This is a genomic window from Pengzhenrongella sicca, from assembly GCF_017569225.1.
GTDB lineage: Bacteria > Actinomycetota > Actinomycetes > Actinomycetales > Cellulomonadaceae > Pengzhenrongella > Pengzhenrongella sicca.
Genome location: NZ_CP071868.1, coordinates 1056498 through 1083263, shown reverse-complemented (window position 1 = coordinate 1083263; position 26766 = coordinate 1056498). Strand labels below are relative to the sequence as shown.

The window sequence follows — 26766 nt, the reverse complement described above, 5'->3', positions numbered from 1 at the left end:
CCGCGCCGCCGGCTCGAGCGAGCCGACTTGCCGGCTTTCGTGGTTCGCGGTTCGCGGTTCGTGGTGAAGGGGCCCGCGGTCAACGAGTCGAACGCAGGCGAACGGGTGGTCCTCGCCCGCTAAAGCACGAGGCGAGGGATAACGGGTGCCGGGGCGCGGCAGTTCAAGTACCCCAGGCGGTCCGGTCTGCCGCGACGAAAGCGACCAGATCCACCTCTATGTGGGTCGCGAGATCCAGCGGAACGATCCCTGCCTCGAGGTACCTCGCCCAGCCGTGGAGGTGCTTGTACTGCGCGAGTTGTGCATGCTCCTCACGCGTGACGACGCACGCCTGCGCCGCGAGGAGCGCAGCGCGAACATCCGTGTCTTGTTGGAGCAGGTAAGAGATCACTGTCTGGCGCTGATGAACATGGTCATGGGCGAGGTACTTCGCCGCTCCGGACATCCCCAACGTCTCCTGGCGTCGGAGCGCAGCACGAGTCCGGTACCTGATCCGGTACTTCCGAGCTGGCTTCCCGCGTTCAGTCCAGAACCACAGAGCTTCGCCTACGAGCCGACGTGGGTGGTCGGCATGCAGCGCCCCCGACGAGCGAGCGAACTCGACGACGGCGACCGAACTCGCGAGTAGACGCTCATCCTCGAGCGCGTCGGCGACCCACGTGTCAATCAACTTCGGCATGTCGGCGATTATGCGGCACCCGCCACCCCCTCAGGGAACCCCTCAATGGGACTTCGCGTGGCCGGTCGTGAGCGCACCCGACGACGGCTTTGTCGGCGCGGGCTGCGGATACTGATCAGCACGTCCGCCCTGACCATCCGTGACCGCAGGCTCCACCCGATCCTGCGGGGCGACGGGTGTCGAATCGAGACCGGCGCCGAGACGCGTAACTCTTTGGCGCGGGAGCCAGGACCACCACTTCACTGAGCGCGCGCATTGGGATGGTCAGCGAAGGCGGCCTCGAGCCGCTGGCTTTACCCGTCGGCGTCACCGCTCGCGGTCGAGACGAATCACACTCGCGGACGAGTCTTGCCGGTCAACTCCAGGTCGTAGCAATATCGCAGGGTGGCGAGACCTCAATCGGCTCAAGCGAGCCGAACAGTCGACTGCCTCCCGCAGCGACGGCAACCGCTACTCAAGTTTGTGCTTCAGACTCGCAAACGTCCAGAGCTCCGGATCCTCTGTGGGGACCTGAATCCATTCCTTCGCACCGCCGGATAGTTTCGTCGCACTGATGTTTCCCGTTGGATCGAGCGTCAACTGAAGTAGTGCCTCAACATCCCGAATGACGATCGTGGAATCGGCTTCGCTTACGACAGCCGAAGAAGTCACGTTCGAGACACCGTCTTCGTCGTGCTCATCAGTAGGAGCATCGAGCGAGAACCACGAAAAGCGACTCCAGGAATCGCGGTGATCGTCGTCGAGGTGGTCCTTCAATCGACCTCCAATGCCGCCTTTGCCACTTGCGAGGCCCACGTAGTAGATGCCCGTGTTGTCGTATAGCACATATACACCGCGCGCGAATCGAAAATCAGTGACCGCTAGTGACCCCTTGTTAATGTTGACGCGCCCCAACAGTCTCCAAGCACGGCCGTTACCTCCGCTCCAATCAACATAGTCACGCTCCCAAAACCGACCGTAGGCGCCAATAAGCATTGTCTCAATTCCCTCATTTCAAACTTCTGGACACTGACACGGTCAACAGCTAATTGCAGTACGAGCGTCATCGTATCCGCGCCGACCAGCAGGTCGTTGTCAACTCGTGCGGTGTTGGTGAACTTGACGCCGGGGGTGCCCCTATGTCGTTCGGCAAGCGGTTCGGGTGGGTGGGTCGTATAGGGCGCCGTCTCGGAGCATGGCGAACGGGACGTCGCAGCGGCGGCGTGCGACTGCGATGAGGGCTTGGTTGTGGCGTTTGCCTTCGGCGCGTTTGCGGTCGTAGTAGTTCCGGGAGATGGGGTCGCGGAGGGCGGCGAACGCGGACAGGAACAGGGCCCCTAAACGGGCGATGCCCACCCGTCATCGGCAACGCCATGGTCTGCCGCGACGACCAACACCTCACCGCGACCTACGTCCGCACCCTCGCCCCCCACCCCCACCTCGACGCTGCTATCGCCAGCGCCCTGAGCCACTGATCGCAAGACCGTCGTCAGGCGAATACCCAACCAGTCGATCGGCAGCGCATCGCAGGTTGTCGCCAAGGCGCAGTAGCGGCTCGAGGCGAAGGTGGCCGTTTGGCACGGTCGTAAGGTGTCGACGTGCTCTTGCTATCTGATCCCTCCGTTGCCGCCGTGCCCGTTCTCGAGTCGGGCGAGGACTTGCTCGACCTCCAGGTGCACCGCGGACTGCTGATCGACGACCGCAAGCAAGACGCCGACGGTGCCTGGTCTCGCCTGCGGGCCGGAGTCCTCGAACGCCTGCTCGTGGCGCAGGCAACACTTCCCAACGGCATGAGGCTCCTCATCATCGAAGGCCACCGGCCGGTGGCACTGCAACGGCACTACTTCAAGAGCTACCGAGCAGAACTCAGCGAACTCAACCCGAGCTGGTCTGCCTCGCGCCTCAACGACGAAGCGAGCAAGCACGTCTCCCCGCCGTCGGTCGCGCCGCACCCGTGCGGCGCGGCTGTGGACCTGACCTTGTGGCAAGACGGTGTCGAACTCGACATGGGGACCCGGGTCAACGCCACACCGGCGGCCAGCGCCAACGCCTGCTTCACCGCTGCGAAGAACATCCCAGCGACGGCGCGACGCCGACGCGACGTGCTCGGCGAAGCGCTCACCAGGGCCGGCCTGGTCAACTACCCGCCCGAGTGGTGGCACTGGTCCTACGGCGATCGATACTGGGCTGCAGCGACCGGCGCCCCAGCCGCCCACTACAGCCCGACGTGATGGCGAGTGACCGCGACGATCGCGTCGACCGTCGTGAGCGCTGCGGAGGGTCTGGATCGAATGCCGGGTGAACGGCACGTCAGCACTGATGACGGTGCAGCGCTGCGCGCACGGCTGCGCCACGTCTACTGGATCGGTGGCGGGAGCGGCGGGGGCAAGTCGACCGTTGCTCGGCGCATCGCTGCTCGGATCGGAATGCGCCTGTACGTCACGGATGATGTGATGTCCGATCACGCCAACCGGAGCGACCCGAATGTCGCCCCGTTCCTGGGCGATTTCGTCGCCATGGACATGGACGAGCGATGGGTCGACCGGTCACCCCAGACGATGCTCGAGACGTTCCACTGGTTTCGCGGCGAGGGCTTCGACGAAGTCGTTGACGACCTCGTGCATCTACCGCCAGAACCAGGCGTGATCGCCGAGGGATTCCGCCTGCTGCCACACCTCGTTCGGCCTCTTCTCGACTCACCTGACCACGCTGTCTGGCTACTGCCGACGCCAGCCTTTCGCCGGGCCGCATTCTCGAGCCGGGGCTCATCGTGGGAGATCGCGGGCAAGACCAGTGATCCGGCCAGGGCCCTCCAGAACCTCCTTGAGCGTGATCGGATGTTCACCGAGCGCCTCCGCGACGACGTGGCGAGCCTCGATCTGCACCTGATCGAGGTCGACACCACGATGACTGAGGAGGAGCTCACCGACCGAGTGAGGGAAGCACTCGGACTGTGAGCCGGGATCGGTTGTCCCGGGGTCGGGACCGCCAAATCGTGCCTGCCGGCAGGTGCTGGCTCTGGTCGTCATCCGGGGCGTCCTCGGCGTCCTGGTGGCAGGAGTTCACGGGTGCGGGCTTTGGCGACCCAGCCTTGAGTGGTGCTGAGCGCGACGCCACTGAGTTCGGCCATCGTCGCGGACGGGTTGACGTCGCCGTTGGCGGTGAGGCGACTGTGCTGGAGCGCGACGAGCTCGTAGAAGTCGGGAGTCTGCTTCGGGTCGGCGAGTGGTTCGAGTAAGTCGCGTTCGGCGACCTTGCGCCCGCTCGGCAATTCGATCTCGCCGCCGGTGATCGCGTTGGTGCGCGTCGCGGCGAAGAGTCGCTTGTTGATCGCCGCTTCGATCCGGGCCGTTGGTAGCTCGCGCAGCAGGTGGCTGGTGATCGGGTCGCCGGGTCGCCCGGGCAGGTACACGACGCCGGTGATGCGGATCTCCCCAGCGATCGCACCCTGGCCATGGAGCCGGAGGTACACCCGAGTCTTGGTCTCAGTGTGCTGGATGTAGCGCCATCGGCCGCCGGCCGTGTCGCTCTGCTCAGAATCGCGCTGTGCTTGAGGCTCATGCCCGGTCCGGGTCTGGTCGACGTAGCCGAGCACCGCGTCGAACTCAACCCTGTCGTCCTCGGGCCGCTTGCCAGCGGAACGACTGAGGGGGTTCCAGCCTGCAGGCAGGTCAGCCAAGACGAGCAACTCGTCATCCACTCGATCACTGGGCCCGCTGGAGACGGTCGACATACGAACAGGCTATGCGGAGAGGGGTACGTTCGCACGTACTTGCAGATACGCCCGCCTAGCGCCAGCGAACTACTCCGGTTTCCGCGGGGACATGACTCGGGCGCGCGCTGGGGCGGCGCTACGCCGCGGACGCCCCCGACCGCATGCTCGCCAACATAGGCAGAGTGCACTCCCCCGCTCAGAAACAGTGACACCGAGAGGGATAACTCTCACCCGCGAGAAGAGGCAGCGTGCAGATCTTGGTCAGCGCCTCGCGGGCGCTGTTGGCGTGGATCGTGCACATGCCCGGCACGCCCGCGTTCAGCGCGACGAGCATGTCGAGCGCCTCCGCCTCGCGGACCTCGCCGATGAGGATGCGGCTCGGGCGCATGCGCAGCGCCTCCTTCACGAGGCGGCGCAGCGGGATCTCGCCCGTGCCCTCGAGGCTGGGCTGGCGGCACTGGAGCGCCACGACGTCGCGGTGGCTGAGCCGGAGCTCGAACACCTCCTCGCAGGTCACGATCCGCTCGCGCGTCGGGATCGAGCCCGCGAGCGCGTTGAGCATCGTCGTCTTGCCCGCCTGGGTCGAGCCGGCGACCAGCACGTTGAGGCCCACGGCGACTGCGGCGTCGAGGAACGCCGCCGCGTGCGGGGTGAGCGAGCCGAGGTCGACCAGGTCCTGCACGTGGTTCGCGCGGACGACGTACTTGCGGATGTTCACGGCCCAGTCGCGACGCGTGACGTCGGGGATCACCACGTGCAGCCGCTCCCCGCCCGGCAGCGAGGCGTCGACGAACGGGCTCGACAGGTCGAGCCGGCGGCCGGACACCTTGAGCATCTGCTCCACCAGGTCCCGGACCTGGGCGGCGGTGAGGATCGTCGTGGTCAGCTCGGGCTCCCCGCGGCGCGCGACGAACACCTGGGCGGGGGCGTTGATCCAGATCTCCTCGACCTCGTCGTCGTCGAGGTACCGCTGCAGGGGACCGAGCCCGGCCACGGCGTCGACCACGAGCTTCGTCGCCGCCGAGGAATCCACGAGCGGCGGAACCGTGCCGAGCAGGGCCCGCTCGTCGTAGTCCGCGACGGCGGCGGTGATGAGCTCGCGGATGCCCTGCGGGTCCCGGCTCGGGTCGAGACCGCGGCGACGGATCATCTCGCGCACCTCGGACTCCACGATCACCACACCATCCATGTGCGCCCCCCGATCACGCGGCCATGCGGTGAGCGTGAGAGTACGGGACAAACCGGACATCGCGCACCCCTACGCGACCGCCCTGTGGACAACCCCATCGCTCCGCCCGGACCGCACCTCGCACACGGGCCCAGCTCGCCGACACCTGCGCGCGACACGTCGACGATCTGGGAGTTGTGGCCGCCCAACCGCGAAATCGGCGCCCACTTCTCGTAGTTCGCCGGCGACGGCGTGAGCGCCGCGCGGCAGGTGGTTTCGCCGGAGCGCCTGCGGCCTCTACCGTGGGAGCGTGACCACTATCTCCGCCGCAACGTCGGGCGCCCAGACCACCCCTGCGTCGCCCGGCCCGAAGACGCCCCCCGCGCCGTCGGGAGCCCAGTTCCGCATCGCCCTCGGCGACCAGCGCGCCACGATCACTGAGGTTGGCGCGAACCTGCGCGAGTACGCCGTGGGCGACCGCGACGTCATCACGAGCTTCGGCGAGCACGAGCTCGCGCCCGCGTCGAACGGCGGGGTGCTCATCCCCTGGCCGAACCGGCTCGCGGACGGGCAGTACGCCTTCGACGGCGTCGAGTACCAGCTGCCGATCACCGAGCCGGACCGCGCGACCGCGCTGCACGGGCTCGGGTCGTGGGAGCGCTGGACGGTCGTCGCGCACGACGCCGCGTCTGTCGCCCTCGAGCTCGCGCTCGTGCCCGTGCCCGGCTACCCGTTCGCCGTGCGGGTGCGGGTCACCTACACGCTCTCCCAGTCGGGCCTGCACATCCGGGTCGCGGCGACGAACGAGGGCGCGCAGGCGGCGCCCTACGGCGTCGGCTTCCACCCGTGGCTGTCGCCCGGGGGCGCGGCGCTCGACGAGTGCACGCTGCGGCTCGACGCGACCTCGCGCGTGACGACGGACGCGCGCCTGCTGCCGACGGGCACCGAGCCCGCCGCGGGCGGCTTCGACTTCCGCGCCCCGCAGTCGCTGCGGGGCATCGCGCTCGACGACGCGTACGTCGACGTGATCCGCGACGGCGACGGGCTGTCGTGGCTGCTGCTCGCGGCGCCCGACGGCCGCACGGCCGCGGTCTGGATGGACGCGACGATGGACACCTGGCAGGTGTGCACGGGCGACGCGCTCTCGAACGTCGCGGTGCGCCGCACGGGGCTCGCGGCCGAGCCCATGAGCTGCATCGCGGACGCGTTCCGCACCGGCGACCGGCTGATCCGGCTCGAGCCCGGCGCGAGCCACGAGGTCACGTGGGGCATCGCGCTGCTCTGAGCCGACGACGCCCGCGTCGCCCGCTCTGACCCGCCGAGTGCGACCCTGTGGCGCTGGCTAGCGCCTCCCGGCCGCAACTACGTCGCACTCGGCGAAGGTCTGGACGGCGCAGGTGTGGTGGGTGGCGCCGCCGGGCGGGCTGCGTTAGGCGGATGCCGGCGGGCGGACTGCGTTAAGCCGGCACCGGCCGGCGGGCTGGGTTGAGCGGGCTCCGTCAGGAGTCGAAGTACTCGCCGCTCGCCTTGACGCCGCGCGTGTACTCCCAGTGCCACGGCTCGTGCGGGCCGCTGCCGCCACTGAGGGCCCAGGCCGGGTTCTCCCAGCCGTACATGGCGCCGTTCGCCTTGAGCCAGGTCCAGCTCGCGCCGCGGGTCTCGCTGGAGCAGAGGTCGATGGCCAGGCCCCAGCCGTGGTTCGAGCGCCCCGGGATGGCGGCGAGGCCGCCCTTGGTCGCCTTGAGGGTGCGCTGCTCGGCGAGCGTGCGGTACGCGCTGACCAGGCAGAGGTCGTGGCCGAAGCGCGCGCGGAAGGCCAGGTTGAGCTCGGCGAGCGCCGACGCCGCGTCGCCTCGCAGCTGCAGATCGCCGCTCCAGAGCGTGCACAGGTCGCTCGTCTTCAGCTCGCCGTTGGAGCCGGGGGCCTCGACGGTGCCGTCGCAGCCGGGCAGCGCGCCGCGCTCCTGCGAGCGGCTCGCCGAGACGTCGGAGCGCGTGGCGACCGCGGCGGCGCTCACCGTGACTGACGGCGGGGGGAGGGTCGCGACCCGGACGCCCGTGACGGCGTCGACGGTGCTGACGAGGCCCGCCTCGACCGCCTCGGCGCCGGCGACGAACGTCCCGTTGCCGGGCGAGACGTTGCCGGACAGCGGCAGCACGATCGTGATGGCGGTGAGCGCGCCGAGCAGCCCGATCCGGGGCATCCAGCGCGTCATGATGCGCGCGTCAGCGGGCTTGGCCCGGCCGGCCGCACGGCGCGCGGGGCGCGCGCGGGACCCGGACGTGCCCGAGAGCTCAGCTTCGCGGAGCGCTCGGCGAGACGTGGCGCCGACGACGGCAGGCTCGACGTGTTCCGGCCCCACGACACCTCCGAGGTTCTGGTCATGCAGCGGCTGAGCACTTCACCGCTGCTGCAGGTCAACAGCGACGGGCGCCGGACCCGCCATCGGGGGCGGTCACGAAACCATAACGGAACGCTGGCGCGATATCCAGATTACTGGACGAACGTCCACGTCCCGACCAGCGGCGGCCGCCGGCCGCGCCCGGGCGTTTGCCCATGCCACGGGCGATCGGCCGAGCCGCGGCTCGCGCGGCCGGTGTGAGCAAGGTCACCGGCGCTGCCCGTCGCGGCGCTGCGGTCAGGGGAACTGCCCGCGCTGCATCGCGTCCCGGACTTCACCGACGAGCTCCTCGAGGATGTCCTCGAGGAACACCACGCCCACGCAGCGCTCGCCCTCCTGCACGCGCGCCAGGTGCGCGCCCGAGGCCTGCATCGCCACGAGGGCGTCCTCGACCTCGGCCTCGGGGGTGACGGTCGCGAACGCCCGGATGCGCCACGCCGGCACCGGGACCGATCGCGCGGCCGCGTCGGCGTACAGCACGTCCTTGAGGTGCAGGTACCCCGCGAGCTCGATGGAGTCCGCGTCCTCGAGCACCGGGAAGCGGCTGTACCCCGTCCGCGCCACGAGCCGCTCGACCTCGTCGGGGGTCGCGGTCGCCGGGACGGTGATGAGCCGGCCGACCGGGACCATCACGTCTCGGGCCGTCCGGTCGGAGAACTCGATCGCGCCCGCGAGCAGGCCCTGCGCGTCGTCGAGCAGGCCCTCGGCCTGGGACTGCTCGACGATGGACTGCACCTCCTGGGCGGTGAACGCCGACGCGAGCTCGTCGCGCGGCACGACGCCGAACAGGCGCAGCACGTGGTTCGCGGTCCAGTTCAGCACGCCGATCACGGGCGCGACGGCGCGCGCGATCACCACGAGCGGCGGTCCGAACCACATGACGGCGCGCTCCGGGCCCGCGACCGCGAGGTTCTTGGGCACCATCTCGCCGAGCACCACGTGCAGGTACACCACGAGCGCGAGCGCGACGACGAACGCGATGGGGTGCGCGAGGTCGGAGCTCACCCCGAGCGCCACGAGCGGGTCGTGGATGAGGTTGGCGATCGCGGGCTCCGCGACGACGCCGAGGCTCGTCGAGCACACCGTGATCCCGAGCTGCGCGCACGCGAGCATCAGCGACACGTGCTCCATCGCCCAGAGCACGGTGCGCGCACGGACGTTGCCTGCCAGCGCGAGGGGCTCGATCGAGCTCCGCCGCGCGGAGATGATCGAGAACTCGGCGCCGACGAAGAAGGCGTTGGCGGCGAGGAGCACGACGGCGAGCAAGAGCGCCAGCTGGCTGCTCATGACTGCTCCTCTCGCTCGGTCGCGGTGACTCGCACGCGCTCGACGCGGCGCGCGGCCATCTGCTCGATCCGCAGCCGGACGCCCGGCAGCTCGACCTCGTCGCCCGCGACCGGGATGCGCCCGAGCGCGGTCATCACGAGGCCGCCGAGCGTCTCGTACGGGCCGTCGTCGGGCACGACGAGGCCGGTCACCTCGGTCAGCTCGTCGGGGCGCAGCTCGCCCGGGAGCACCCAGGCGCCGTCGGGAAGCCGGGAGGCACCGGCCCGGCGCGGGTCGTGCTCGTCCGAGACCTCGCCGACCAGCTCCTCGACGACGTCCTCGAACGTGACGACGCCGGACGTGCCGCCGTACTCGTCGACGACGACGGCCATCTGCATGCCGAGCTCGCGCAGCTCGACCAGCAGCGGGCCGACGCCGACGGTCTCGGGCACGCGCGGGGCGTGCACCATGAGCGCGGCGGCGGGGACGTCCTCGCGCCGCTCGTACGGGACGGCGATCGCGCGGCGCAGGTGCACGAGCCCGACGATGTCGTCGGTCGAGGAGTCGATCACCGGGAACCGCGAGTGCCCGCTCTCGCGCGCACGCGCCACGACGTCGGCCGCCGTCTCGTCGCGGCGCACGACGACGAGGCGCATACGGTCGGTCATCACGTCGACCGCCGTGAGCTGGTCGAGCTGGATCGTGTTGGTCAGCCGCATCGCGGTCGCCTCGTCGAGGGTGCCGACGGCGGCGGACCGCCGCACGAGCGAGGCCAGCTCCTGTGGGGAGCGGCCGCCCGAGAGCTCCTCGCGGGGCTCGACGCCGACGCGGCGCAGGATCGAGTTGGCGCTGTTGTTGAACAGGCTGATCAGGGGGCGCAGCGCGAGGGTGAAGCCGCGCTGCAGCGGCGCGACGACCCGTGCGGTGCCGAGGGGGTGGCTGATCGCGAAGTTCTTCGGCACGAGCTCGCCGAAGAGCATCGAGAACCCGTTCACGAGCACCACTGTGAGCAGGCCCGCGACGAGGCCGCCGACGGTGCGGCCGAGCGCGGTGGACTCGAGCGAGGCACCGAGCAGGCGGCTCACGGCGGGCTGCGTCGTGTACCCGAGCAGGATCGTGGTCACGGTGATCCCGACCTGCGCTCCGGAGAGCTCGGTGGACAGGTGCCGCAGCGCCTTGAGCACGGACTGGCCGCGGCGATCATCGGGCGCGGTGGACTTCCCGACGATGCCCGGGTCGAGCGCGATGAGGGAGAACTCGCTGGCGACGAAGAGCGACGTGCCAATCGTCAGCAGGACGCCGAAGCCGACGAGCAACCACTCGTTCAGCACCGGGCACCATGGGCCAGAGCCCGTACGAAGGGGATGTTCAGGACAGTGGAGGGGCCGGCAGCGTGTCTCCCGAGGGAGCACCGCCGGCCGCTACTTGAGCTGGTCATGGTGGCTCAATCATACGACGACCCGGCACCCACGCTCGTGTGCGACCCTGACCCCATGGCTGTGACGTCCCCCTCCCCCACCTCGATCGCCAGCGTCCTCGTCGTCGAGGACGAGCCCGCGATCGCGAGCGCGATCGCGCGCCGCCTCGCCGCCGAGGGCTGGTCGGTCGAGGTGGCCGCCGACGGCCTGGCCGGCGTCGCCGCGGCCGCGCGGCTGCGCCCGGACCTCGTGGTGCTCGACGTCATGCTGCCCGGCATCGACGGCCTCGAGGTGTGCCGCCGCATCCAGGCCGAGCGCCCGGTGCCGGTGCTGATGCTGACGGCGCGCGACGACGAGACGGACATGCTCATCGGGCTCGGGGTCGGCGCCGACGACTACATGACGAAGCCGTTCTCGATGCGCGAGCTCGTCGCGCGCTCGAAGGCGCTGCTGCGCCGGACGGAGCGCGCGATGCGCACGGCCGTGGCCGCGAACCAGCAGCACGAGCCGCCCATCACGATCGGTGACGTCGCGATCGACCGGGACCAGCGCCGCGTCGCGCGCGCCGAGCGCGAGGTGCACCTGACCCCGACCGAGTTCGACCTGCTGGTGATGCTCGCGAGCAGCCCGCGCACCGTCCTGACCCGCGAGCGCCTGCTGGCCGAGGTGTGGGACTGGGTCGACGCGAGCGGCACGCGCACGGTCGACTCGCACGTCAAGGCGTTGCGCCGCAAGCTCGGCGCCGACCTCATCCGCACGGTGCACGGCGTCGGCTACGCGTTCGAGCCGCCGGCGCCACCGGTGAGCTGACGTGCCCGCACCCCGCCACGAGCGCTCGGCCTACCGCGACATGCTCTCGGACGTCCGGCCGCTCGACCGGTTCCGGTCCATCAAGATCAAGCTCGGCGTGCTCGTCGCCGCAACCGTGACGCTCGCCGCCTTCCTGACCTGGCTCGGCCTGAACTACCACCTCGGGCCGACCCGCACGCTGCCGCTCGCCGTCGCTGTGTCGATCCTCGTCACCCAGCTCCTCGCCCGCGGCATGACCTCGCCGCTGCGCGAGATGACCGCCGCCGCGCGCGCGATGGCGGGCGGGGACTACTCCCGCCGCGTCCGCTCCACGAGCCGCGACGAGGTCGGCCAGCTCGCGGCGGCGTTCAACCGGATGGCCGACGACCTCGGCTCGACCGACGTGCTGCGCCGCGAGATGGTCGCGAACGTCTCGCACGAGCTACGCACCCCCGTCACGGCGCTGCAGGCACAGCTCGAGAACATCGTCGACGGCGTCAGCGAGGCCGACCCGGCCACGATGCAGGCCGCGCTCGCGCAGACCGAGCGCCTGGGCCGGCTGGTCACGTACCTGCTCGACCTGTCCCGGATCGAGGCGGGCGCCGTCGGGCTCGACCTGGCCGACGTGCCGCTCGACGAGTTCCTGCGCGAGGCGGCCGACGGCGCGCGGATCGTCGGCGCGGCGAAGGGGGTGACGTTCCCGGTCTCGGTCACGCCGCCCGACCTGAGCGTCCGCGCCGACGCCGAGCGCCTGCACCAGGTCATCGCCAACCTGCTGCACAACGCCGTCCGGCACTCCCCCAAGGGCGCCGAGGTCCGGCTCAACGCGACCCGCGCGGGCGACGTCGTCGTCATCGACGTCGTCGACGCCGGTCCCGGGATCGCCCGCGACCAGCGGGCGATCGTCTTCGAGCGGTTCGCCCGCGGCAACACCCCCGCCCAGACCGGTCAGATCCCCACGGGCGGCACGGGCATCGGGCTCGCGATCGTGCGCTGGGCGGTCCTGCTGCACGGCGGGACGATCGAGGTGGCGGACTCCGCCAGTGGCTGCATCATGCGCGTGACCCTGCCCGTCGACCGGCCGGAGGCGCGGGCGCTCGCCGACCGGTGACCGCCGGCCAGTAACCGCCGGGCGGTCGCGGTCGCGTGCGGAACAGAACGGGCCGAGCCAAGCCGACTTGTTCTAGTTGAACTAGAGCAATACACTGGCGCCATGCTCATCCGCCTCGATCCGCGCGACGGCTCCCCGCTGTTCGCGCAGCTCGCCGACTCGGTCCGGCTCGCCGTGGTCCGCGGCGATGCCGCCCCGGGCGAGCGGCTGCCGCCCGCCCGCGAGCTCGCGGCGTCGCTCGACATCAACGTGCACACCGTCCTGCGCGCCTACCAGGAGCTGCGGGACGAGGGGCTGGTCGAGCTGCGCCGGGGCCGCGGGGCGACGGTCGCCGCCGCGGCCGCGCAGAACTACGAGCCGCTGCGCGTCGCGCTGCGCGCCGTCGTGGCCGAAACCACCCGGCTGGGGCTCTCCGCCGCCGCCGTTACTGCACTCCTGCGAGAAGAAGGACTCACGTGAGCACCCCCGCTCGACCGCCGAACACCCGACCGCACGCCCCGACACGCACCCGAACGCGCGGCCGAGCCCTCACCCTGACCTTGATCCTGACGGCGGGGTTGCCGCTCGTGCTGCTGCTCGCGGCGGGGGCCCTCATCTGGTCGTGGTCAGGGCAGCTGCCCAGCCCGGTCGCGGCGCACTGGGGCCCGGACGGGGTGGACCGCACCTCGGAGTCGTTGACCGGCCTCTTCGTGGGCGGGCTCGGGGCGCCCGCCGCGCTGTCCCTGCTGCTGTCCGGTGCCGCGGTGCTCGGCGGCCCGCCCGCCGGCACGCGGCGGATGGCCGCCGCAACCAGCGTCTGGTTGGCCGCCTTCGTCGGCGGCCTGCTGGCGGTGCTCGTCTGGTCCCAGCGAGGGCTCGTCGACGCCCACGACGGACAGGTCCCGATCGGCGGGCTGGCGCTCGTGGCCGCGGGCAGCATCGCGCTCGCGCTCGCCGCCGCCGTCCTGACCCCCGCGGACCCGGCGCAGCCTCCCGCCCCGCCCATCCCCGCCGACGCGCGCCGCGCCGTGGTGCGCGCGGACGAGCGCGTCGTGTGGACCGGGTCCGTCCGGAGCGTCGCGACGGACGAGCTGGCGGTCGCCTGGGCCGTGCTCACCATCCTTGCGACGCTCGTGTCGGCGCAGCCCGCGGTGCTCGCGCTGCTCGGAATCCCCGTGCTGCTCGTCCTGCTGGGGCGCTGGCGGGTCACGGTCGACCGCACCGGGCTCTGGGCTCGCGGGATGCTCGGCGTCCCCCGGACCGGGATCGCTCTCGACGAGGTGGTCCGCGCCGACGTCACGACGGTCCGACCGCTGCGCGACTTCGGCGGCTTTGGGGTGCGCTCGGACCTCCACGGGCGCTACGGTCTGGTGCTGCGCAAGGGCGAGGCGATCGCCGTGCAGCGACCCGGCGGCGGAGTCTTCGTCGTGACGGTCGACGGCGCGGGCGAGGGTGTCGCGCTCCTGAACGCACTGGCCGAACGAGGGCGCGTGACGACATGACGACATCCAGCCCGACCACACGGCGCGAGGCGACGCGAGCCGACGACGGCGTCGTCGTGATCGACCACCTCACCAAGACGTTCGGCCCCGTGCGTGCGGTCGACGACCTCTCCTTCACCGTGCGGCCCGGCCGCGTGACCGGCTTCCTCGGCCCGAACGGCGCGGGCAAGACCACCACCCTGCGCATCCTGCTCGGCCTCGTCCGCGCGAGCGCCGGGTCCGCCACGATCGGTGGCCGGGCCTACGCGGACCTGAGCCGGCCGATGCGGTCGGTCGGCGCCGCGCTCGAGGCCGCGAGCTTCCACCCGGGCCGCAGCGCACTCGACCACCTGCGGGTCTACGCGCCGCAGGCGGGCGTGAGCGACGCCCGCTGCCACGAGGTGCTCGCGCTGGTCGGCCTGGCCGACGTGGCCGACCGCCGCGCCGGCGGCTTCTCGCTCGGGATGCGCCAGCGCCTGGCGCTGGCGACCACGCTGCTCGGGGACCCCCAGGTCTTGCTCCTTGACGAGCCGGCCAACGGCCTCGACCCGGAGGGCATCGCGTGGCTGCGCGCCTTCCTGCGGCACCTCGCGGCCCAGGGCCGCACCGTCATCGTCTCGAGCCACGTGCTCTCCGAGGTCGAGCAGACGGTCGACGACGTCGTGATCATCGCCCGCGGCCGCCTCGTGCACGCGTCGTCGCTGGCCGAGCTCGCGGCGCTCGCCGAGCCCAGCGTCCGCGTCAGCTCGCCCGACGCCGCGGGGCTGGATCGGATGATCGCCGACGCCGGGTGGCTGGGCGCCGTGGACGCGTCCGTACCGCGCGACGCCGGCACCGTCGTGCTGCGCCGCGTGAGCGCGCCCGAGGTCGGCGCCCGCGCGTTCGCCGCGCGGCTCGAGCTGTCCGAGCTCGCGCCGCGGGACGTCGGGCTCGAGGGCACCTTCCTGCGGCTCGTCGACGTCCGGCCGGCCGACGAACCCGCGACGACGACGCCCGGGGGTGCCCGATGAACGCCGCGCTGCGCACCGAGTACCGCAAGCTCGTCACGACGCGCCTGTGGTGGATCCTGCTGCTCGCGATGGCGGCGTACATGGCCTTCCTCGCGGGCATCCTGGCGTTCGCGCTCACGCAGGACCCGGCGTCGGTCAGCACCGGCGTGCCCGGCGCCGAGGAGGCGAGCCCGATGGCGCCCGAGGAGGTCGCCCGGACCATCTACACCCTCGCGACCTCGCTCGGGTACGTCTTCCCGGTCATCGTGGGCGCGTTCGCGATGACCAACGAGTTCCGGCACCAGACCATCACGCCGACCTTCCTCGCCGAGCCCCGCCGCACCCTGGTGCTGGGCGCGAAGATGCTCTCGAGCGTCGTCGTCGGCCTCCTGTTCGGCGTGGTCGGCACGGCGGCGACCATCGGCGCCGGCGCGGGCGTGCTCGCGCTGCTCGGCGAACCCGCGTACCTCAGCGACCCGATCGTGCTGCGCAGCGCGGCGCTGTCGGTGCTCGCCCTGACCGTGTGGACGGTCGTGGGCGTCGGGTTCGGGACGCTGCTGACGAACCAGGTCGCCGTCATCGTCGTGCTGCTCGCGTTCACCCAGTTCGTCGAGCCGATCCTGCGCCTCGTGCTCGGCCAGTTCGACTGGTCCGAGGGGCTCTCGAAGTTCATGCCGGGCGCCGCCGGGGAGGCCATCACGGGCGCGTCGTTCTACACGGCCAGCGGGATGGCCGCCGGCCTGCTGTCGTCGTGGCAGGGCGCTGCGGTGCTCCTGGTCTACGCCTTCGCCTTCGCGATCATCGGTCGGTTCACCTCGCTGCGCCGCGACATCACGTAGCCGCGCGACTCGGCCGCACCCTGGGCGAAGGGGCGCCGTCGACCCGCCCTTGGGTGCGTGCCGGGTCACCAATTGCCCGACGTTTGCCAAGGTCAGTGAGTTTCCGGTGTTCTCTGAACTACTCTGCCGCCACCCCCCTGGGACGTTCGTCCCGATCGCGGTCAGGGCATAGGGTTGGAGCCAACCTTGAACTCCAGCGAAGCGGTCGACGAGCCGCGACGGAAGCGGGCGAACGTTACGTGTCCAAGAAGTCTGAGCCCGATTCGATCCGCGCCGAGTTCGGCGCCAACGAGTGGCTCGTGGACGACCTGTACGAGCAGTACCTCCAGGACAAGAACCAGGTCGATCCGGCGTGGTGGGAGTTCTTCCAGGACTACAAGCCGGCCGACGACGCCGTAGCGAGCCCGGCGACGACCACGGCGCCGAAGGCTGTGCCGAGCGCCCCGTCGAACGGCTCGGCCGCGCACGCCCCCGCCCCCGCGCCCCACTCCCTCCCGGCCCCGGCCGCCACCGCGACGACCCCCGCCGTCTCCGTGCGCGAGGACGCGCCGCCGGTCGGGACGCCGCCCGCCGAGCCCGCGGCGTCGGCCGCCGAGCCGGACGCGTCGGCCGCGTCGGACGCGGAGCCGGTCGCGCCGGTCACCGCGCCGATCGCGACCGCGCAGCCGACCACGGCCCCCTACGCCGACGTGCCGGCGACGACCGTGCCTCGCACGGGCGACGACGACGTCGACAGCCACGACGAGGTGGCCCGGCTGCGAGGCCCGGCCGCGCGCGTCGTGGTCAACATGGAGTCGAGCCTGGGCGTGCCGACGGCGACGTCGGTGCGCGCGATCCCCGCCAAGCTCATGGTCGACAACCGCATCGTGATCAACAACCACCTGATGCGAGCACGCGGCGGGAAGGTCTCGTTCACGCACCTCATCGGCTTCGCGCTCGTCGAGGCGCTGGCCGAGATGCCCGCGATGAACTCCAGCTACGTCGTCGACAACGACAAGCCGTCGGTCGTCACGCCCGCGCACGTCAACCTCGGGCTCGCCATCGACCTGGCCAAGCCCGACGGCACGCGCCAGCTGCTCGTGCCGAGCATCAAGCACACCGAGACGATGGACTTCGCGGAGTTCTGGGCGGGCTACGAGGACGTGGTCCGCCGCGCGCGCGGCAACAAGCTCACCGTCCCCGACTTCGCCGGGACGACCCTCACGCTGACCAACCCGGGCACGATCGGGACGGTGCACTCAGTGCCGCGCCTGATGGCGGGCCAGGGCGCGATCATCGGCGTCGGCGCGATGGACTACCCGGCCGAGTTCGCGGGCACGTCCGAGGACCAGCTCAACAAGATCGGCGTCTCGAAGGTCATCACGGTGACGTCGACGTACGACCACCGCATCATCCAGGGCGCGCAGTCCGGCGACTTCCTGCGGATCGTCGAGCACAAGCTGCTCGGGCACGACGGCTTCTACGACCGGATCTTCGCCGCGCTGCGGGTTCCGTACGAGCCGGTGCGGTGGGTCCGGGACCCGTCGTTCGACCCGGACGCCGACCTGTTCAAGCCGGCCCGCGTCGCGGCGCTGATCCACTCGTTCCGCTCGCGCGGACACCTCATGGCCGACACCGACCCGCTGGCCTACCACCAGCGCAAGCACCCCGACCTCGACGTGCAGACACACGCCCTGACGCTCTGGGATCTCGACCGGACGTTCCCCGTCGGCGGCTTCGGCGGCAAGTCCCGCGCCAAGCTGCGCGACGTGCTCGGGCTCCTGCGGGACTCGTACTGCCGCAGCATCGGCATCGAGTACATGCACCTGGCCGACCCGCGGCAGCGGCGCTGGCTGCAGGAGCGGCTCGAGTCCGGCTACGCGCGCACCCCCCGCGAGGACCAGCTCCGGATCCTGCGCCGGCTCAACTCGGCCGAGGCGTTCGAGAGCTTCCTGCAGACCAAGTACGTCGGCCAGAAGCGGTTCTCGCTCGAGGGCGGCGAGGCCGTCATCCCGCTGCTCGACGCGATCCTGTCCAGGGCCGCGGACAACGGGCTCGACGAGGTCGGGATCGGGATGGCCCACCGCGGGCGCCTCAACGTGCTCGCCAACATCGCGGGCAAGAGCTACGGCCAGATCTTCAGCGAGTTCGAGGGCAACCAGGACCCGAAGTCCGTGCAGGGCTCGGGCGACGTGAAGTACCACCTGGGCACCGAGGGCAAGTTCACCGCCGAGTCCGGTGCGGTCACCCAGGTGTACCTCGCGGCCAACCCGTCGCACCTCGAGGCGGTCGACCCGGTGCTCGAGGGCATCGTGCGCGCCAAGCAGGACCGGATCGACCTCGGCGGCGACGGCTTCTCCGTGCTGCCGATCCTGATCCACGGCGACGCGGCCTTCGCGGGCCAGGGCGTCGTCGTCGAGACGCTCAACCTGTCCCAGCTGCGCGGCTACCGCACCGGCGGCACGATCCACGTCATCATCAACAACCAGGTCGGGTTCACGACCGGCCCGAGCTCCTCGCGCTCGACGCTGTACGCGACCGACGTCGCCAAGGGCCTGCAGCTGCCGGTCTTCCACGTCAACGGCGACGACCCGGAGGCGTGCGTGCGCGTCGCCGAGCTCGCGTTCGAGTTCCGCGAGCAGTTTGACCGCGACGTCATCATCGACATGATCTGCTACCGCCGCCGCGGCCACAACGAGGGCGACGACCCCTCAATGACACAGCCGCTGATGTACAACCTCATCGAGGCGAAGCGGTCCGTGCGCAAGATCTACACCGAGTCGCTCGTGGCCCGGGGCGACATCACGCTCGCCGAGGCCGAGGCCGTCCTCAAGGATTACCAGGCCCAGCTCGAGCGCGTGTTCACCGAGACGAGAGAGGGCGGGTACACGCTGCCGGCGTCGTCGGAGCCGGTCGCCGGCCTCGAACGGCCCGAGGCGCAGCGCGAAGACGCGGGCGCGATGATCGGCTGGCAGACCGCCGTCGACCGGTCCGTCCTCGAGCGGATCGGGCGGGCGCACACGCGCGCGCCCGAGGGCTTCACGGTGCACCCGAAGCTCGCCCAGCTGCTGACCAAGCGCGAGCTCATGTCGCGCGAGGGCGCGATCGACTGGGGCTACGGCGAACTCCTCGCGTTCGGCTCGCTGCTGATCGAGGGCACCCCTGTGCGCCTCGCGGGGCAGGACTCGCGGCGCGGCACCTTCGTGTCGCGGCACGCCGTGTTCCACGACCGGCGCACCGGCGCCGAGTGGACGCCACTGCTGTACCTGGCCGCCGACCAGGCGAAGTTCTGGGTGTACGACTCCTCGCTCAGCGAGTACGCCGCGCTCGGCTTCGAGTACGGCTACTCGGTCGAGCGCCCGGACGCGCTGGTGCTCTGGGAGGCCCAGTTCGGCGACTTCACCGGCGGCGCGCAGACCATCATCGACGAGTTCATCTCCTCGGCGGCGCAGAAGTGGGGCCAGCACAGCTCGGTCGTGCTGCTCCTGCCGCACGGCTTCGAGGGCCAGGGCCCGGACCACTCGTCCGCCCGGCCCGAGCGGTTCCTGCAGCTGTGCGCCGAGAACAACATGACGGTCGCTGTCCCGACGACGCCGGCGTCGTACTTCCACCTCCTGCGGCGCCAGGCGTACGCGCGCCCCCGCCGCCCGCTCGTGGTCCTGACGCCGAAGTCGATGCTGCGGCTGAAGGCCTCGGCGTCGGCGGTCGAGGACTTCACGACCGGCACGTTCAGGCCCGTGATCGGCGACGACGCCGCGGCCGCCGCGGGCGGCGCCGTCGACCGCGTGCTGCTGTGCTCGGGCAAGATCTACTGGGACCTGCTCGCGCACCGCACCGAGTCGGGCGACCTGACGACCGCGATCGTCCGGCTCGAGCAGCTCTACCCGCTCAGCGCGGACGAGCTGCGCGACGCGCTCGCGCCGTTCGACAACGCCGAGCTCGTGTGGGTCCAGGAGGAGCCAGCCAACCAGGGCGCGTGGACGCACCTGTCGACCTACGGGGCCCCGCTGCTGGGCCGCGAGCTGCGCCTGGTCTCGCGCGCGGCGAGCGCGTCCCCGGCCACGGGCTCGGCAAAGAAGCACCAGGCCGAGCAGGCCCAGCTCATCACGGACGCCTTCGCCCGCTAGGTGCCTGATTCCACGGGTTCCGTGGTCGTCGGCGTGTAGCGGCCGTGTGGTGGGCTGGCCGGGGCGGCCGTTGTACCAGCTCGCGGCGAGAAGGGCTCGCGGCCCGCTGCTCGCTGCTCGCTGCTCGCTGCTCGCTGCTCGCTGCTCGCTGCTCGCTGCTCAGAAGGGTGGGTCGTCGGGCTGGGGCGTGTGGAGCCAGGGCCGATCGGGTGGCGGCGGGTCAGGGTTGACGTCGGTGGCCGGTCGCTTGTAGCGGTGTCTGGTTGGTGAGGTCCACCACGTGTCGCCCGTGCGGGTGTCGAGGTCGGGGTGCCAGCCGCCGTACGTCTTGGCCCGATGATGGTGTCGACACAGCGAGTGCAGGTTCTCCGCGCAGGTCTGCCCGCCGAGGTCGGGGTGGTCGTGGTCGTAGGGGTCGCGGTGGTCCAGGTCGCACCGCCACGCCGGCATCCGACACCCCACGAACGTGCACGTTGTGTCCCGCGCCAGGACGGTGCCGGTCAGGTCGGCGCCGGGCCGGTACCCGCGCGGCCCGATCCCCGTCACGCACCCGGTGGCGGGGTCGGTGAAGATCCGCCGCCACGTCGCGTCCGCCGCGATCGCCCGCACCAGGTCCGCCGGGATCGGCCCGTACCCGGCCAACTCCCCCGGCACCTCATCCAACCCCAACAACGTCGTCGCCGCGGCGGTCACCTGCAGGTGCGGGCGACGACTGTGCTCCGTCTTCAAGTCCCCGCCCGCTGCGGAGTGCGGTGGTGGGGGCGATGCCGTTGTCGAGGATGTCGGCGCAGAGGTCGGTCAGGGCGTCCGCGCGCCGCGCCGCCACCCCGCGTGGGTCGGCGGGGTCCGCTGACGCCGCGATGGCGTCGATCGCGGTGAACACGGTCATCGCGTCCTTGGCGGGTAGGTACGCGGTCAACCACGCCATCACCCCCGGCGCCGGGCTGACCTGCACATACCTGTCCGCGGCGTCGCGGGCGCGCCGCTCGGCGACGGCGGCCGGGTTCACGGTCAGCTCGACCTTGCGCAGGCGCGCCTTCAACGCCGGCACCGTCAAACCCGGCGCGACCGGCAGCACCGCGTCCAGGACAGCCGCGGCCGCGTCGTCGTCCAGGTGCCCGACCCCGTCGACCAGGGCGGTGGCCTTGCGGTGATCGATCACCCCGGATGCGAGCGCCTCGCGCACCGCGGGCCACGCCTGCAGCGACGTCCCGAGGCTGACCTTCGCCTCCGCCACCGACCGGGACATCACCAGCACCGACGCGACCTCGTCACCCACGAACTCACCCAACCGCTGCGCGTCCCGGCGCCGGGCCAGCTCGGCGATCATCTCGCCCTGCCGCGCCGCAGCCAACGACGTCACACGTTCCCAGGCGGCGATCGCCTCGATCAACACCGCATCATGCACCTCGCCCGGGCACAGACCCTCAAGCAGGTCCACCAACGGCGAGCCCGGCGCCTGCCCCATCAACGCCGTAGCCAACGCGACCTGATCGATCGGCCCCGCTATGCACGACCCCGCCGCCGCGGCCTGCGCCAACGCCGCCCCCGCCTCGGCCATCACCCGCCCGAGCAACAGCCCGAACGTCACATCCACTGAGACCGATGTGGCGCCCGCGCCCGCCGGGCCGGCCCAAGCCGGGGCCCCCGTTACCTCGTCTTCGCTCGGTTCGAACATGCGTACAGACTAGGACGGACCACCCACACGCACCCCACCCCGCAATCCGCCCTGTGCACAAACCCACGCCCGGTGCGCGGACTCACGCAGGCGCCGATCCGGGACACCCGCAGCCCAGGCAGGCCACCGCGCCGCGGCGCCCGTGGAACCAGTGACCACCAGTGACCTAGGCCGCTTGGTCGGGCTCGGGGCAGGCGAACGCGCGGCGGTAGGCCGCCGGGCTTGTCCCCAGGGACTTGGCGAAGTGGTGGCGCAGCGCCGTCGACGTCGCGAACCCGCTGCGCCGGGCAATCTCCTCCATCCCGACCTCCGTGCGCTCGAGCAGTTCCCGCGCCCGCAGCAGGCGCTGCCGGGTGATCCACGCGGCCGGCGTCGTGCCCGTCTCGGCCCGGAACCGCCGCGCGAACGTGCGCTCCGACATCAGCGCCCGCGCCGCGAGGTCCGGCACGCTCAGGTCGTCCTCGAGGTGCTCGCCCAGCCAGCCGAGCAGCGGCGCGAGCGTCTCGGCGTCGGTCGGGAGCGGAGTGTCGATGAACTGGGCCTGCCCGCCGTCGCGGTGCGGCGGCACGACCATGCGCCGGGCGATGACGGCGGCCGCGGCCGCACCGAGCTCGGAGCGCACAAGGTGCAGGCACGCGTCGATGCCGGCCGCAGTGCCCGCGCTCGTGACGACGCCGCGGTCCTCCACGTAGAGCACCGCGGGGTCGACGACCGCGGACGGGAACGCCCGCGCAAGCTTGTCGGTGTACATCCAGTGGGTCGTGCACCGCCGCCCGTCGAGCAGCCCGGCGTGCCCCAGCGCGAACGACCCGGTGCACACGCTGAGCACCCACGCGCCGCGCGCCGCGGCCGCGCGCAGCGCCGCCAGCACCGGCGCCGACACCTCGTCGTCGGCGCCGTACGCGGGGACGACGACGAGGTCGGCCCCCGCCGCCGCCTCTAGCCCCGCGGTGACCACGATGTCGAAGCCCATCGTCGTGGGGATGGCGCCCGGCGTCTCGGTGCAGAGCGTGAAGTCGAACGTCGGGCCGCCGGTATCAGCGCGGTCGACGCCGAACACCTCACACACGACACCGAGTTCGAACGGTGCGACCCCCGGCAACGCGATTGCGGCGACACGTCTGAGCATCGCCCCAGTGTGGCAGAAAATGCGCGACATGTGTCCGCTCCGCCACTCGCGGCCACATATGAATGATCGGAGAATTTCTGCCATGCTCACTCTACTGATCGTGCTCGGTGCCGCCGCCCTCGTGCTGCTTCTCGCCGACCTCGCCCTCACCATCCGCTCCGACGGGTACGGCACGACGCCGCCCCCGCGCTCGCACCCGGACGACTCCCCCGTCGCCGCCCGGGGCAACCCGTACTTCTGAGTCCCCGCTTGTGAGCCCCGCTCCTGAGCCCCCGCTCCTGAGCCACGCCCCGCCGCCCCAGCGCGTCGGCGCTCCGGCGTCGCGCCGGACGCGGGAGACTGGTCCGGGCGCCCTCGACGTTGGGCGCCGCGCAGGCGAGACGGACTGGGGTGAGGGGTGTGGGCGAGTTGCCGATGCGACTGGCGGTGATCGGCGACGAGCTGGCGGCGGGTGCCGGAGACCCGAAGGGGCTCGGCTGGGTCGGTCGTGTCGCGGCCAGGACGCACGCCGCGCCACCCGCGACCGTCCTGACCCTGGCCGTCCCCGGCGAGACGAGCACGGCCCTCAGCGCCCGCTGGGACGAGGAGACCGCGCGCCGGTTCTCGCCGGACACCGACAACCGGCTCGTCGTGGCGCTCGGCCGCGCCGACCTCGGGGCCGGGCTCTCGCTCGCGCGCAGCCGCCTCAACCTCGCCAACATCCTCGACGTCGCCGACTCGCGCAACGTGCGGACCTTCGTGGTCGGCCCGCCGCCCGGTCACCCCGAGGACTACGAGCGCCTCGCGGAGCTCTCCGGGGCGTTCGCGGACGTCGCGACCCGGCGTCGCGTGCCGTTCGTGGACACCTGCACGCCGCTCGCCACCCACGAGCAGTGGCTCGCCGACCTCGCCACCGGCGACGGCGTCCTGCCCGGCCAAGCGGGCTACGGGATGATGGCGTGGCTCGTGCTGCACACCGGCTGGCACGCCTGGCTCGGGCTGCCCGACGACGTCGCCTGACCTCGACCTCGCCTCACGACCTCGTCTCACCTCAAGCTCGTCTCAGCTCAAGCTCGTCTCAGCTCGAGTCGCCGGCCCCTCAGCGCAGGGTCGCCCGGACCGCCGTGAGGGCGCTGTCCAGCACGGTGCGCACCGTGTCGACCGTCAGCTGGTCGACCCGGCCCCGCGCGTCGGACAGGCGCAGCTCGGCCCGGACGTCGTCGCGAAAGCGCACGAGCAGCGCCTCGGCATCGACCCGATGCAGGTGGGACTCGGTCCGCCCGCCGTCGGACCCGCCGTCGAACCCAGCGGCGGGTCCGCCCGCGGCCGGCGGGACCGCGGACGCGCGCGCGTCCTGCGCCGCCGCGGCGAGGTGGGCGCGCAGGCCGGACATCGAGCCGCGGACGTCGGCCCGCACCGCCTGCGCGCGCGCCCGCACGGTCTCCGCCAGGCCCTCCTCGAGCGCGGCGAGGTCGCCGCGGCGCGCCTCGATCTCGGCGCGACCGGCGTCGGTGAGCGCGTACTCCCCCTTGCGGCGCTCGTCCGAGCGGCGCACCAGCCCCTCCTCCTCGAGCCGGGCGAGCCGGGGATAGACCGTGCCGGCGCTCGGGCGGTAGGTCCCACCGAACCGGTCGGACAGCGCGACGATGAGCTCGTACCCCAGCTTCGGGCCGGACTCGAGCAGGGACAGCAGGTACAGCCGCAGCTGGCCGTGCGCGAAGACCTGCGCCATCAGAGGAGCCCGCCGGCGCCCGCCGTGTCGGACGGGCTCGCGTGGTCCGCGACCCCGCGGAGCACGGTGAGGTGGCCCGAGACCGTCTTCGCCGTGATGGCGCACGCGCCGTCGCCGGTCTGCAGCTCGACGCTCACCTGCCCCGGCCCCTGGCCCTTGCCCTTGTGCTCGTGCCCGTCGATCACGACCCGGCCGGACACGCTGCGCGCCGAGACCGTCACGCCGCGTTCGGCCGGCAGCCGGACGGTCACGTCGCCCGCGACCGTCGAGGCGTTGACGGCGCCCTGCACCCCGGTCAGGTCGAGCGTGACGGGGGCCGAGACGGTGTTCGCCGAGACGCGGCCGAGGTCGCCGGAAGCGGTCAGCTCACCCGAGACCGAGTTCAGCCGCAGGTCACCCGTGTGCGCGCGGATCGCGACGTCGCCCGAGACCGTGTTGACCATGAGCAGCCCGGCGGTGCCGTCGGTCACGATCGACCCGGAGACCGTGGAGACCGAGGCGCCGGCGCGCACGCCCGTGAGCAGCCCCTCCGCGCTCATGGTGCCGAGCTTGACGCTCACCTGGCGGGGCACGGCGATGTGCACGTCGGCCGTGTCGCGGTCGCGCACGTTGCGGACCGTGTCGAGGAAGCCCTCCCAGTTGCGCAACGTGAAGGCGTAGCCGACCCGCAGCTCGCCGTCGGCGAGGCTGACCTCGAGCGGCCGCCCGTCGACGGCGTGCACCTCGATCCGCACGCCCGGCCCGTCGTGCGCGACGACGTCGGCCCGCCCGCGCACGAGGCCGACCCGGACGCCCGCGACGTCGTCGATCTCGATGATCTGCGGACCGGTCACAACCCACGATTCCGTGCTCATGCCACTCTCCCTACTCGAGATATATCGCGTTTGTCCCACGATAGCGCTCGGGCCGGGTTGCGCAACCCTCAGGCGACCAGGCCGGCGGCGCGAAGCTCGACCGTGAGGTCCTGGGGGTTCGACGCGACGAGGCAGGCATCCTCGTAGGTGACGATGCCGTCGCGCACCAGCATGAACAGGTGCTGGTCGAACGTCTGCATGTCGTAGTAGCCGCCATCGCGGATGAGGTCGATCATCGGCGGCGCGTCGGCGGGCAGCAGGATCGCCTCGGCCGTGCGGCCGGTGTTGACCATGACCTCGACGACCGCCTGCCGCCCGACGCCGTCGGACCGGCGCACGAGGCGCTGGGAGACGATGCCGCGCAGCGCCTGGGCGAGCGCCGTACGGACCTGCTTCTGCTCGAACGGCGGGAAGAAGTCGACGATCCGGTTGATGGTCTCCGCCGCATCGATCGTGTGGAGCGTCGACATGACGAGGTGACCGGTCTCGGCCGCTGACAGGGCCGCCCGGACGGTCTCGGTGTCGCGCATCTCACCGACGAGGATCACGTCGGGGTCCTGCCGCATCGCGGCGCGCAGCGCGGTGGTGAAGTTGGCGGTGTCCTGGCGGATCTCGCGCTGGGAGACCATCGCCAGCTTGTCCTGGTGGAGCACCTCGATCGGGTCCTCGATCGTGACGATGTTGACCTCGCGGCAGGTGTTGATGAGGTCCACCATCGAGGCGAGCGTCGTCGTCTTGCCGGAGCCGGTCGGCCCCGTGACGAGGACGAGCCCGCGCGGCTCGAGCGCGAGCTCGCCGACGACGTCGGGCAGGCCGAGCTCGGCGAGCGACTGGGCGCCGACGGCGACCCGGCGGAAGACGATCCCGTACGTCCCCCGCGCCTGGTAGGCGTTCACCCGGAAGCGGCCGACGCCGGACAACGAGAAGGCGAAGTCGGCCTCGTGCGTCTCGCGGAACGAGTCCGTGAGATCGGCGGGGAGCACCTCCGCGACCATCTGCGCGGTGTCCAGCGGCGTCAGCGTGCGGACCTGGAGCTTGCGCAGCCGGCCGTCGACGCGCACGCGCGGCGCGGAGCCGACCTTGACGTGCAGGTCCGATCCCCCCGTGCCCGCGAGGGCGTGCAGGAAGGGAATCACGGACAGCGGCTGCTCACTCACCCTCGGCCTATCGGCATTCGCGAGCGCCCACTTGAGCGCCGATCCGCCCGGCCCGCCCCGCTGACGGCGCCCGGTCGACCCCGCCGACGGCGCCCGGCCAACCCGGCCGAGGGCCCGCGCACCCCTCCGCGTACCGGCCGGCGGCGCAGGTGTGGGATCCTAGAGGGGACCCCGATTCGTCGCCGAGCCAGCGCGCGCCGGTAAGCAGCTAAGGAGAAGACCATGAGCAAGCGTTCACGCAAGAAGCGCAGCCGCAAGTCCAGCAACGCGAACCACGGCAAGCGTCCCAACTCCTGAGCTGAGACACGTTGTCACG

The 26766-nt window shown here is 71.7% G+C and carries 25 protein-coding genes and 2 pseudogenes; 13 read left to right on the top strand and 14 right to left on the bottom strand.

Going from position 1 to position 26766, the window contains the following annotated elements:
- Positions 1-163: 163 nt before the first annotated feature.
- From J4E96_RS04825 to J4E96_RS04815, 3 genes and pseudogenes are all read right to left on the bottom strand, one after another.
- Positions 164-679, bottom strand: a complete 516-nt coding sequence (locus tag J4E96_RS04825) for a hypothetical protein (RefSeq protein WP_227424648.1) — start codon at positions 677-679, stop codon at positions 164-166.
- Between the two features lie 450 nt (positions 680-1129).
- The gene (locus J4E96_RS04820; RefSeq protein ID WP_227424647.1) at positions 1130-1504 is read right to left on the bottom strand and encodes a GIY-YIG nuclease family protein; all 375 of its coding nucleotides are present in this window, start codon (positions 1502-1504) and stop codon (positions 1130-1132) included.
- A 291-nt stretch (positions 1505-1795) separates the two neighbouring features.
- Positions 1796-1993 (bottom strand): annotated as a pseudogene (locus tag J4E96_RS04815) (IS110 family transposase); the annotation flags it as partial.
- A gap of 323 nt (positions 1994-2316) precedes the next feature.
- Between J4E96_RS04815 and J4E96_RS04810 the strand changes: the two are divergent.
- Positions 2317-2889, top strand: a complete 573-nt coding sequence (locus J4E96_RS04810; protein WP_227424646.1) for a M15 family metallopeptidase — start codon at positions 2317-2319, stop codon at positions 2887-2889.
- Between the two features lie 6 nt (positions 2890-2895).
- Positions 2896-3615 (top strand): hypothetical protein, encoded by a 720-nt coding sequence (locus tag J4E96_RS04805; protein WP_227424645.1) that lies wholly within the window; start codon positions 2896-2898, stop codon positions 3613-3615.
- Positions 3616-3683: 68 nt separating this feature from the next.
- Here the strand turns inward: J4E96_RS04805 and J4E96_RS04800 are convergent, their stop codons facing one another.
- Together J4E96_RS04800 and J4E96_RS04795 are read right to left on the bottom strand one after the other, a co-directional pair.
- Positions 3684-4391, bottom strand: coding sequence for a hypothetical protein (locus tag J4E96_RS04800; protein WP_227424644.1), 708 nt, complete (start codon positions 4389-4391; stop codon positions 3684-3686).
- A gap of 193 nt (positions 4392-4584) precedes the next feature.
- Positions 4585-5562: pseudogene (locus J4E96_RS04795) on the bottom strand (CpaF family protein); the annotation flags it as partial.
- Positions 5563-5851: 289 nt separating this feature from the next.
- On the opposite strand from J4E96_RS04795, the gene J4E96_RS04790 reads away from it, so the two are divergent.
- Positions 5852-6826, top strand: a complete 975-nt coding sequence (locus J4E96_RS04790) for an aldose 1-epimerase family protein (protein WP_319637742.1) — start codon at positions 5852-5854, stop codon at positions 6824-6826.
- 214 nt (positions 6827-7040) lie between these two features.
- On the opposite strand, the gene J4E96_RS04785 is transcribed toward J4E96_RS04790, so the two are convergent.
- From J4E96_RS04785 to J4E96_RS04775, 3 genes are all read right to left on the bottom strand, one after another.
- The gene (locus tag J4E96_RS04785; protein ID WP_227424643.1) at positions 7041-7904 is read right to left on the bottom strand and encodes a M15 family metallopeptidase; all 864 of its coding nucleotides are present in this window, start codon (positions 7902-7904) and stop codon (positions 7041-7043) included.
- A gap of 276 nt (positions 7905-8180) precedes the next feature.
- Positions 8181-9230 carry a hemolysin family protein gene (locus J4E96_RS04780; protein WP_227424642.1) on the bottom strand — a complete coding sequence of 350 codons (1050 nt, stop codon included), beginning with the start codon at positions 9228-9230 and terminating at the stop codon, positions 8181-8183.
- A complete protein-coding gene (locus J4E96_RS04775; RefSeq protein WP_227424641.1) occupies positions 9227-10540 on the bottom strand; it encodes a hemolysin family protein in 1314 nt (437 codons plus the stop codon). Before J4E96_RS04775 ends, J4E96_RS04780 begins: the two co-directional genes overlap by 4 nt.
- 162 nt (positions 10541-10702) lie before the next feature.
- On the opposite strand from J4E96_RS04775, the gene J4E96_RS04770 reads away from it, so the two are divergent.
- The 7 genes from J4E96_RS04770 to J4E96_RS04740 all read left to right on the top strand — a co-directional run bounded on the left by J4E96_RS04770 (position 10703) and on the right by J4E96_RS04740 (position 19921).
- Positions 10703-11437: a response regulator transcription factor gene (locus J4E96_RS04770; RefSeq protein WP_227424640.1), complete on the top strand. Its 735-nt coding sequence runs from the start codon at positions 10703-10705 to the stop codon at positions 11435-11437.
- 40 nt (positions 11438-11477) lie between these two features.
- Positions 11478-12527 (top strand): HAMP domain-containing sensor histidine kinase, encoded by a 1050-nt coding sequence (locus J4E96_RS04765; protein WP_227425667.1) that lies wholly within the window; start codon positions 11478-11480, stop codon positions 12525-12527.
- 102 nt (positions 12528-12629) lie between these two features.
- Complete coding sequence (locus J4E96_RS04760) at positions 12630-12986, top strand: GntR family transcriptional regulator (RefSeq protein WP_227424639.1); 357 nt, start codon at positions 12630-12632, stop codon at positions 12984-12986.
- The gene (locus tag J4E96_RS04755) at positions 12983-14008 is read left to right on the top strand and encodes a hypothetical protein (RefSeq protein WP_227424638.1); all 1026 of its coding nucleotides are present in this window, start codon (positions 12983-12985) and stop codon (positions 14006-14008) included. Before J4E96_RS04760 ends, J4E96_RS04755 begins: the two co-directional genes overlap by 4 nt.
- Positions 14005-14997: an ABC transporter ATP-binding protein gene (locus tag J4E96_RS04750; protein ID WP_227424637.1), complete on the top strand. Its 993-nt coding sequence runs from the start codon at positions 14005-14007 to the stop codon at positions 14995-14997. Before J4E96_RS04755 ends, J4E96_RS04750 begins: the two co-directional genes overlap by 4 nt.
- Positions 14994-15815, top strand: a complete 822-nt coding sequence (locus tag J4E96_RS04745) for an ABC transporter permease (RefSeq protein WP_227424636.1) — start codon at positions 14994-14996, stop codon at positions 15813-15815. The genes J4E96_RS04750 and J4E96_RS04745 overlap by 4 nt, the downstream gene beginning before the upstream one ends.
- 239 nt (positions 15816-16054) lie before the next feature.
- Positions 16055-19921: a multifunctional oxoglutarate decarboxylase/oxoglutarate dehydrogenase thiamine pyrophosphate-binding subunit/dihydrolipoyllysine-residue succinyltransferase subunit gene (locus J4E96_RS04740; protein ID WP_227424635.1), complete on the top strand. Its 3867-nt coding sequence runs from the start codon at positions 16055-16057 to the stop codon at positions 19919-19921.
- Positions 19922-20080: 159 nt separating this feature from the next.
- Here the strand turns inward: J4E96_RS04740 and J4E96_RS20150 are convergent, their stop codons facing one another.
- The 3 genes from J4E96_RS20150 to J4E96_RS04730 all read right to left on the bottom strand — a co-directional run bounded on the left by J4E96_RS20150 (position 20081) and on the right by J4E96_RS04730 (position 22728).
- Positions 20081-20584 (bottom strand): HNH endonuclease signature motif containing protein, encoded by a 504-nt coding sequence (locus J4E96_RS20150; protein WP_264466184.1) that lies wholly within the window; start codon positions 20582-20584, stop codon positions 20081-20083.
- The gene (locus J4E96_RS20145) at positions 20577-21599 is read right to left on the bottom strand and encodes a 13E12 repeat family protein (protein ID WP_264466183.1); all 1023 of its coding nucleotides are present in this window, start codon (positions 21597-21599) and stop codon (positions 20577-20579) included. Before J4E96_RS20145 ends, J4E96_RS20150 begins: the two co-directional genes overlap by 8 nt.
- A gap of 166 nt (positions 21600-21765) precedes the next feature.
- The gene (locus tag J4E96_RS04730; protein ID WP_227424634.1) at positions 21766-22728 is read right to left on the bottom strand and encodes a GlxA family transcriptional regulator; all 963 of its coding nucleotides are present in this window, start codon (positions 22726-22728) and stop codon (positions 21766-21768) included.
- Between the two features lie 82 nt (positions 22729-22810).
- Between J4E96_RS04730 and J4E96_RS04725 the strand changes: the two genes are divergently transcribed.
- Both J4E96_RS04725 and J4E96_RS04720 read left to right on the top strand, forming a co-directional pair.
- Entirely contained in the window at positions 22811-22969 is a 159-nt protein-coding gene (locus tag J4E96_RS04725; RefSeq protein WP_227424633.1) for a hypothetical protein, read from the top strand.
- 173 nt (positions 22970-23142) lie between these two features.
- The gene (locus J4E96_RS04720) at positions 23143-23727 is read left to right on the top strand and encodes a GDSL-type esterase/lipase family protein (RefSeq protein WP_227425666.1); all 585 of its coding nucleotides are present in this window, start codon (positions 23143-23145) and stop codon (positions 23725-23727) included.
- A 79-nt stretch (positions 23728-23806) separates the two neighbouring features.
- On the opposite strand, the gene J4E96_RS04715 is transcribed toward J4E96_RS04720, so the two are convergent.
- From J4E96_RS04715 to J4E96_RS04705, 3 genes are all read right to left on the bottom strand, one after another.
- Positions 23807-24439, bottom strand: a complete 633-nt coding sequence (locus J4E96_RS04715; protein ID WP_227424632.1) for a PadR family transcriptional regulator — start codon at positions 24437-24439, stop codon at positions 23807-23809.
- Entirely contained in the window at positions 24439-25293 is an 855-nt protein-coding gene (locus tag J4E96_RS04710; RefSeq protein WP_227424631.1) for a DUF4097 family beta strand repeat-containing protein, read from the bottom strand. Before J4E96_RS04710 ends, J4E96_RS04715 begins: the two co-directional genes overlap by 1 nt.
- Positions 25294-25361: 68 nt before the next feature.
- Positions 25362-26450, bottom strand: a complete 1089-nt coding sequence (locus J4E96_RS04705; protein ID WP_227424630.1) for a type IV pilus twitching motility protein PilT — start codon at positions 26448-26450, stop codon at positions 25362-25364.
- Positions 26451-26672: 222 nt separating this feature from the next.
- Here J4E96_RS04705 and J4E96_RS20365 point away from each other — a divergent pair, with 222 nt between their 5' ends.
- Complete coding sequence (locus J4E96_RS20365; protein ID WP_406620449.1) at positions 26673-26747, top strand: 50S ribosomal protein bL37; 75 nt, start codon at positions 26673-26675, stop codon at positions 26745-26747.
- Positions 26748-26766: the final 19 nt, after the last annotated feature.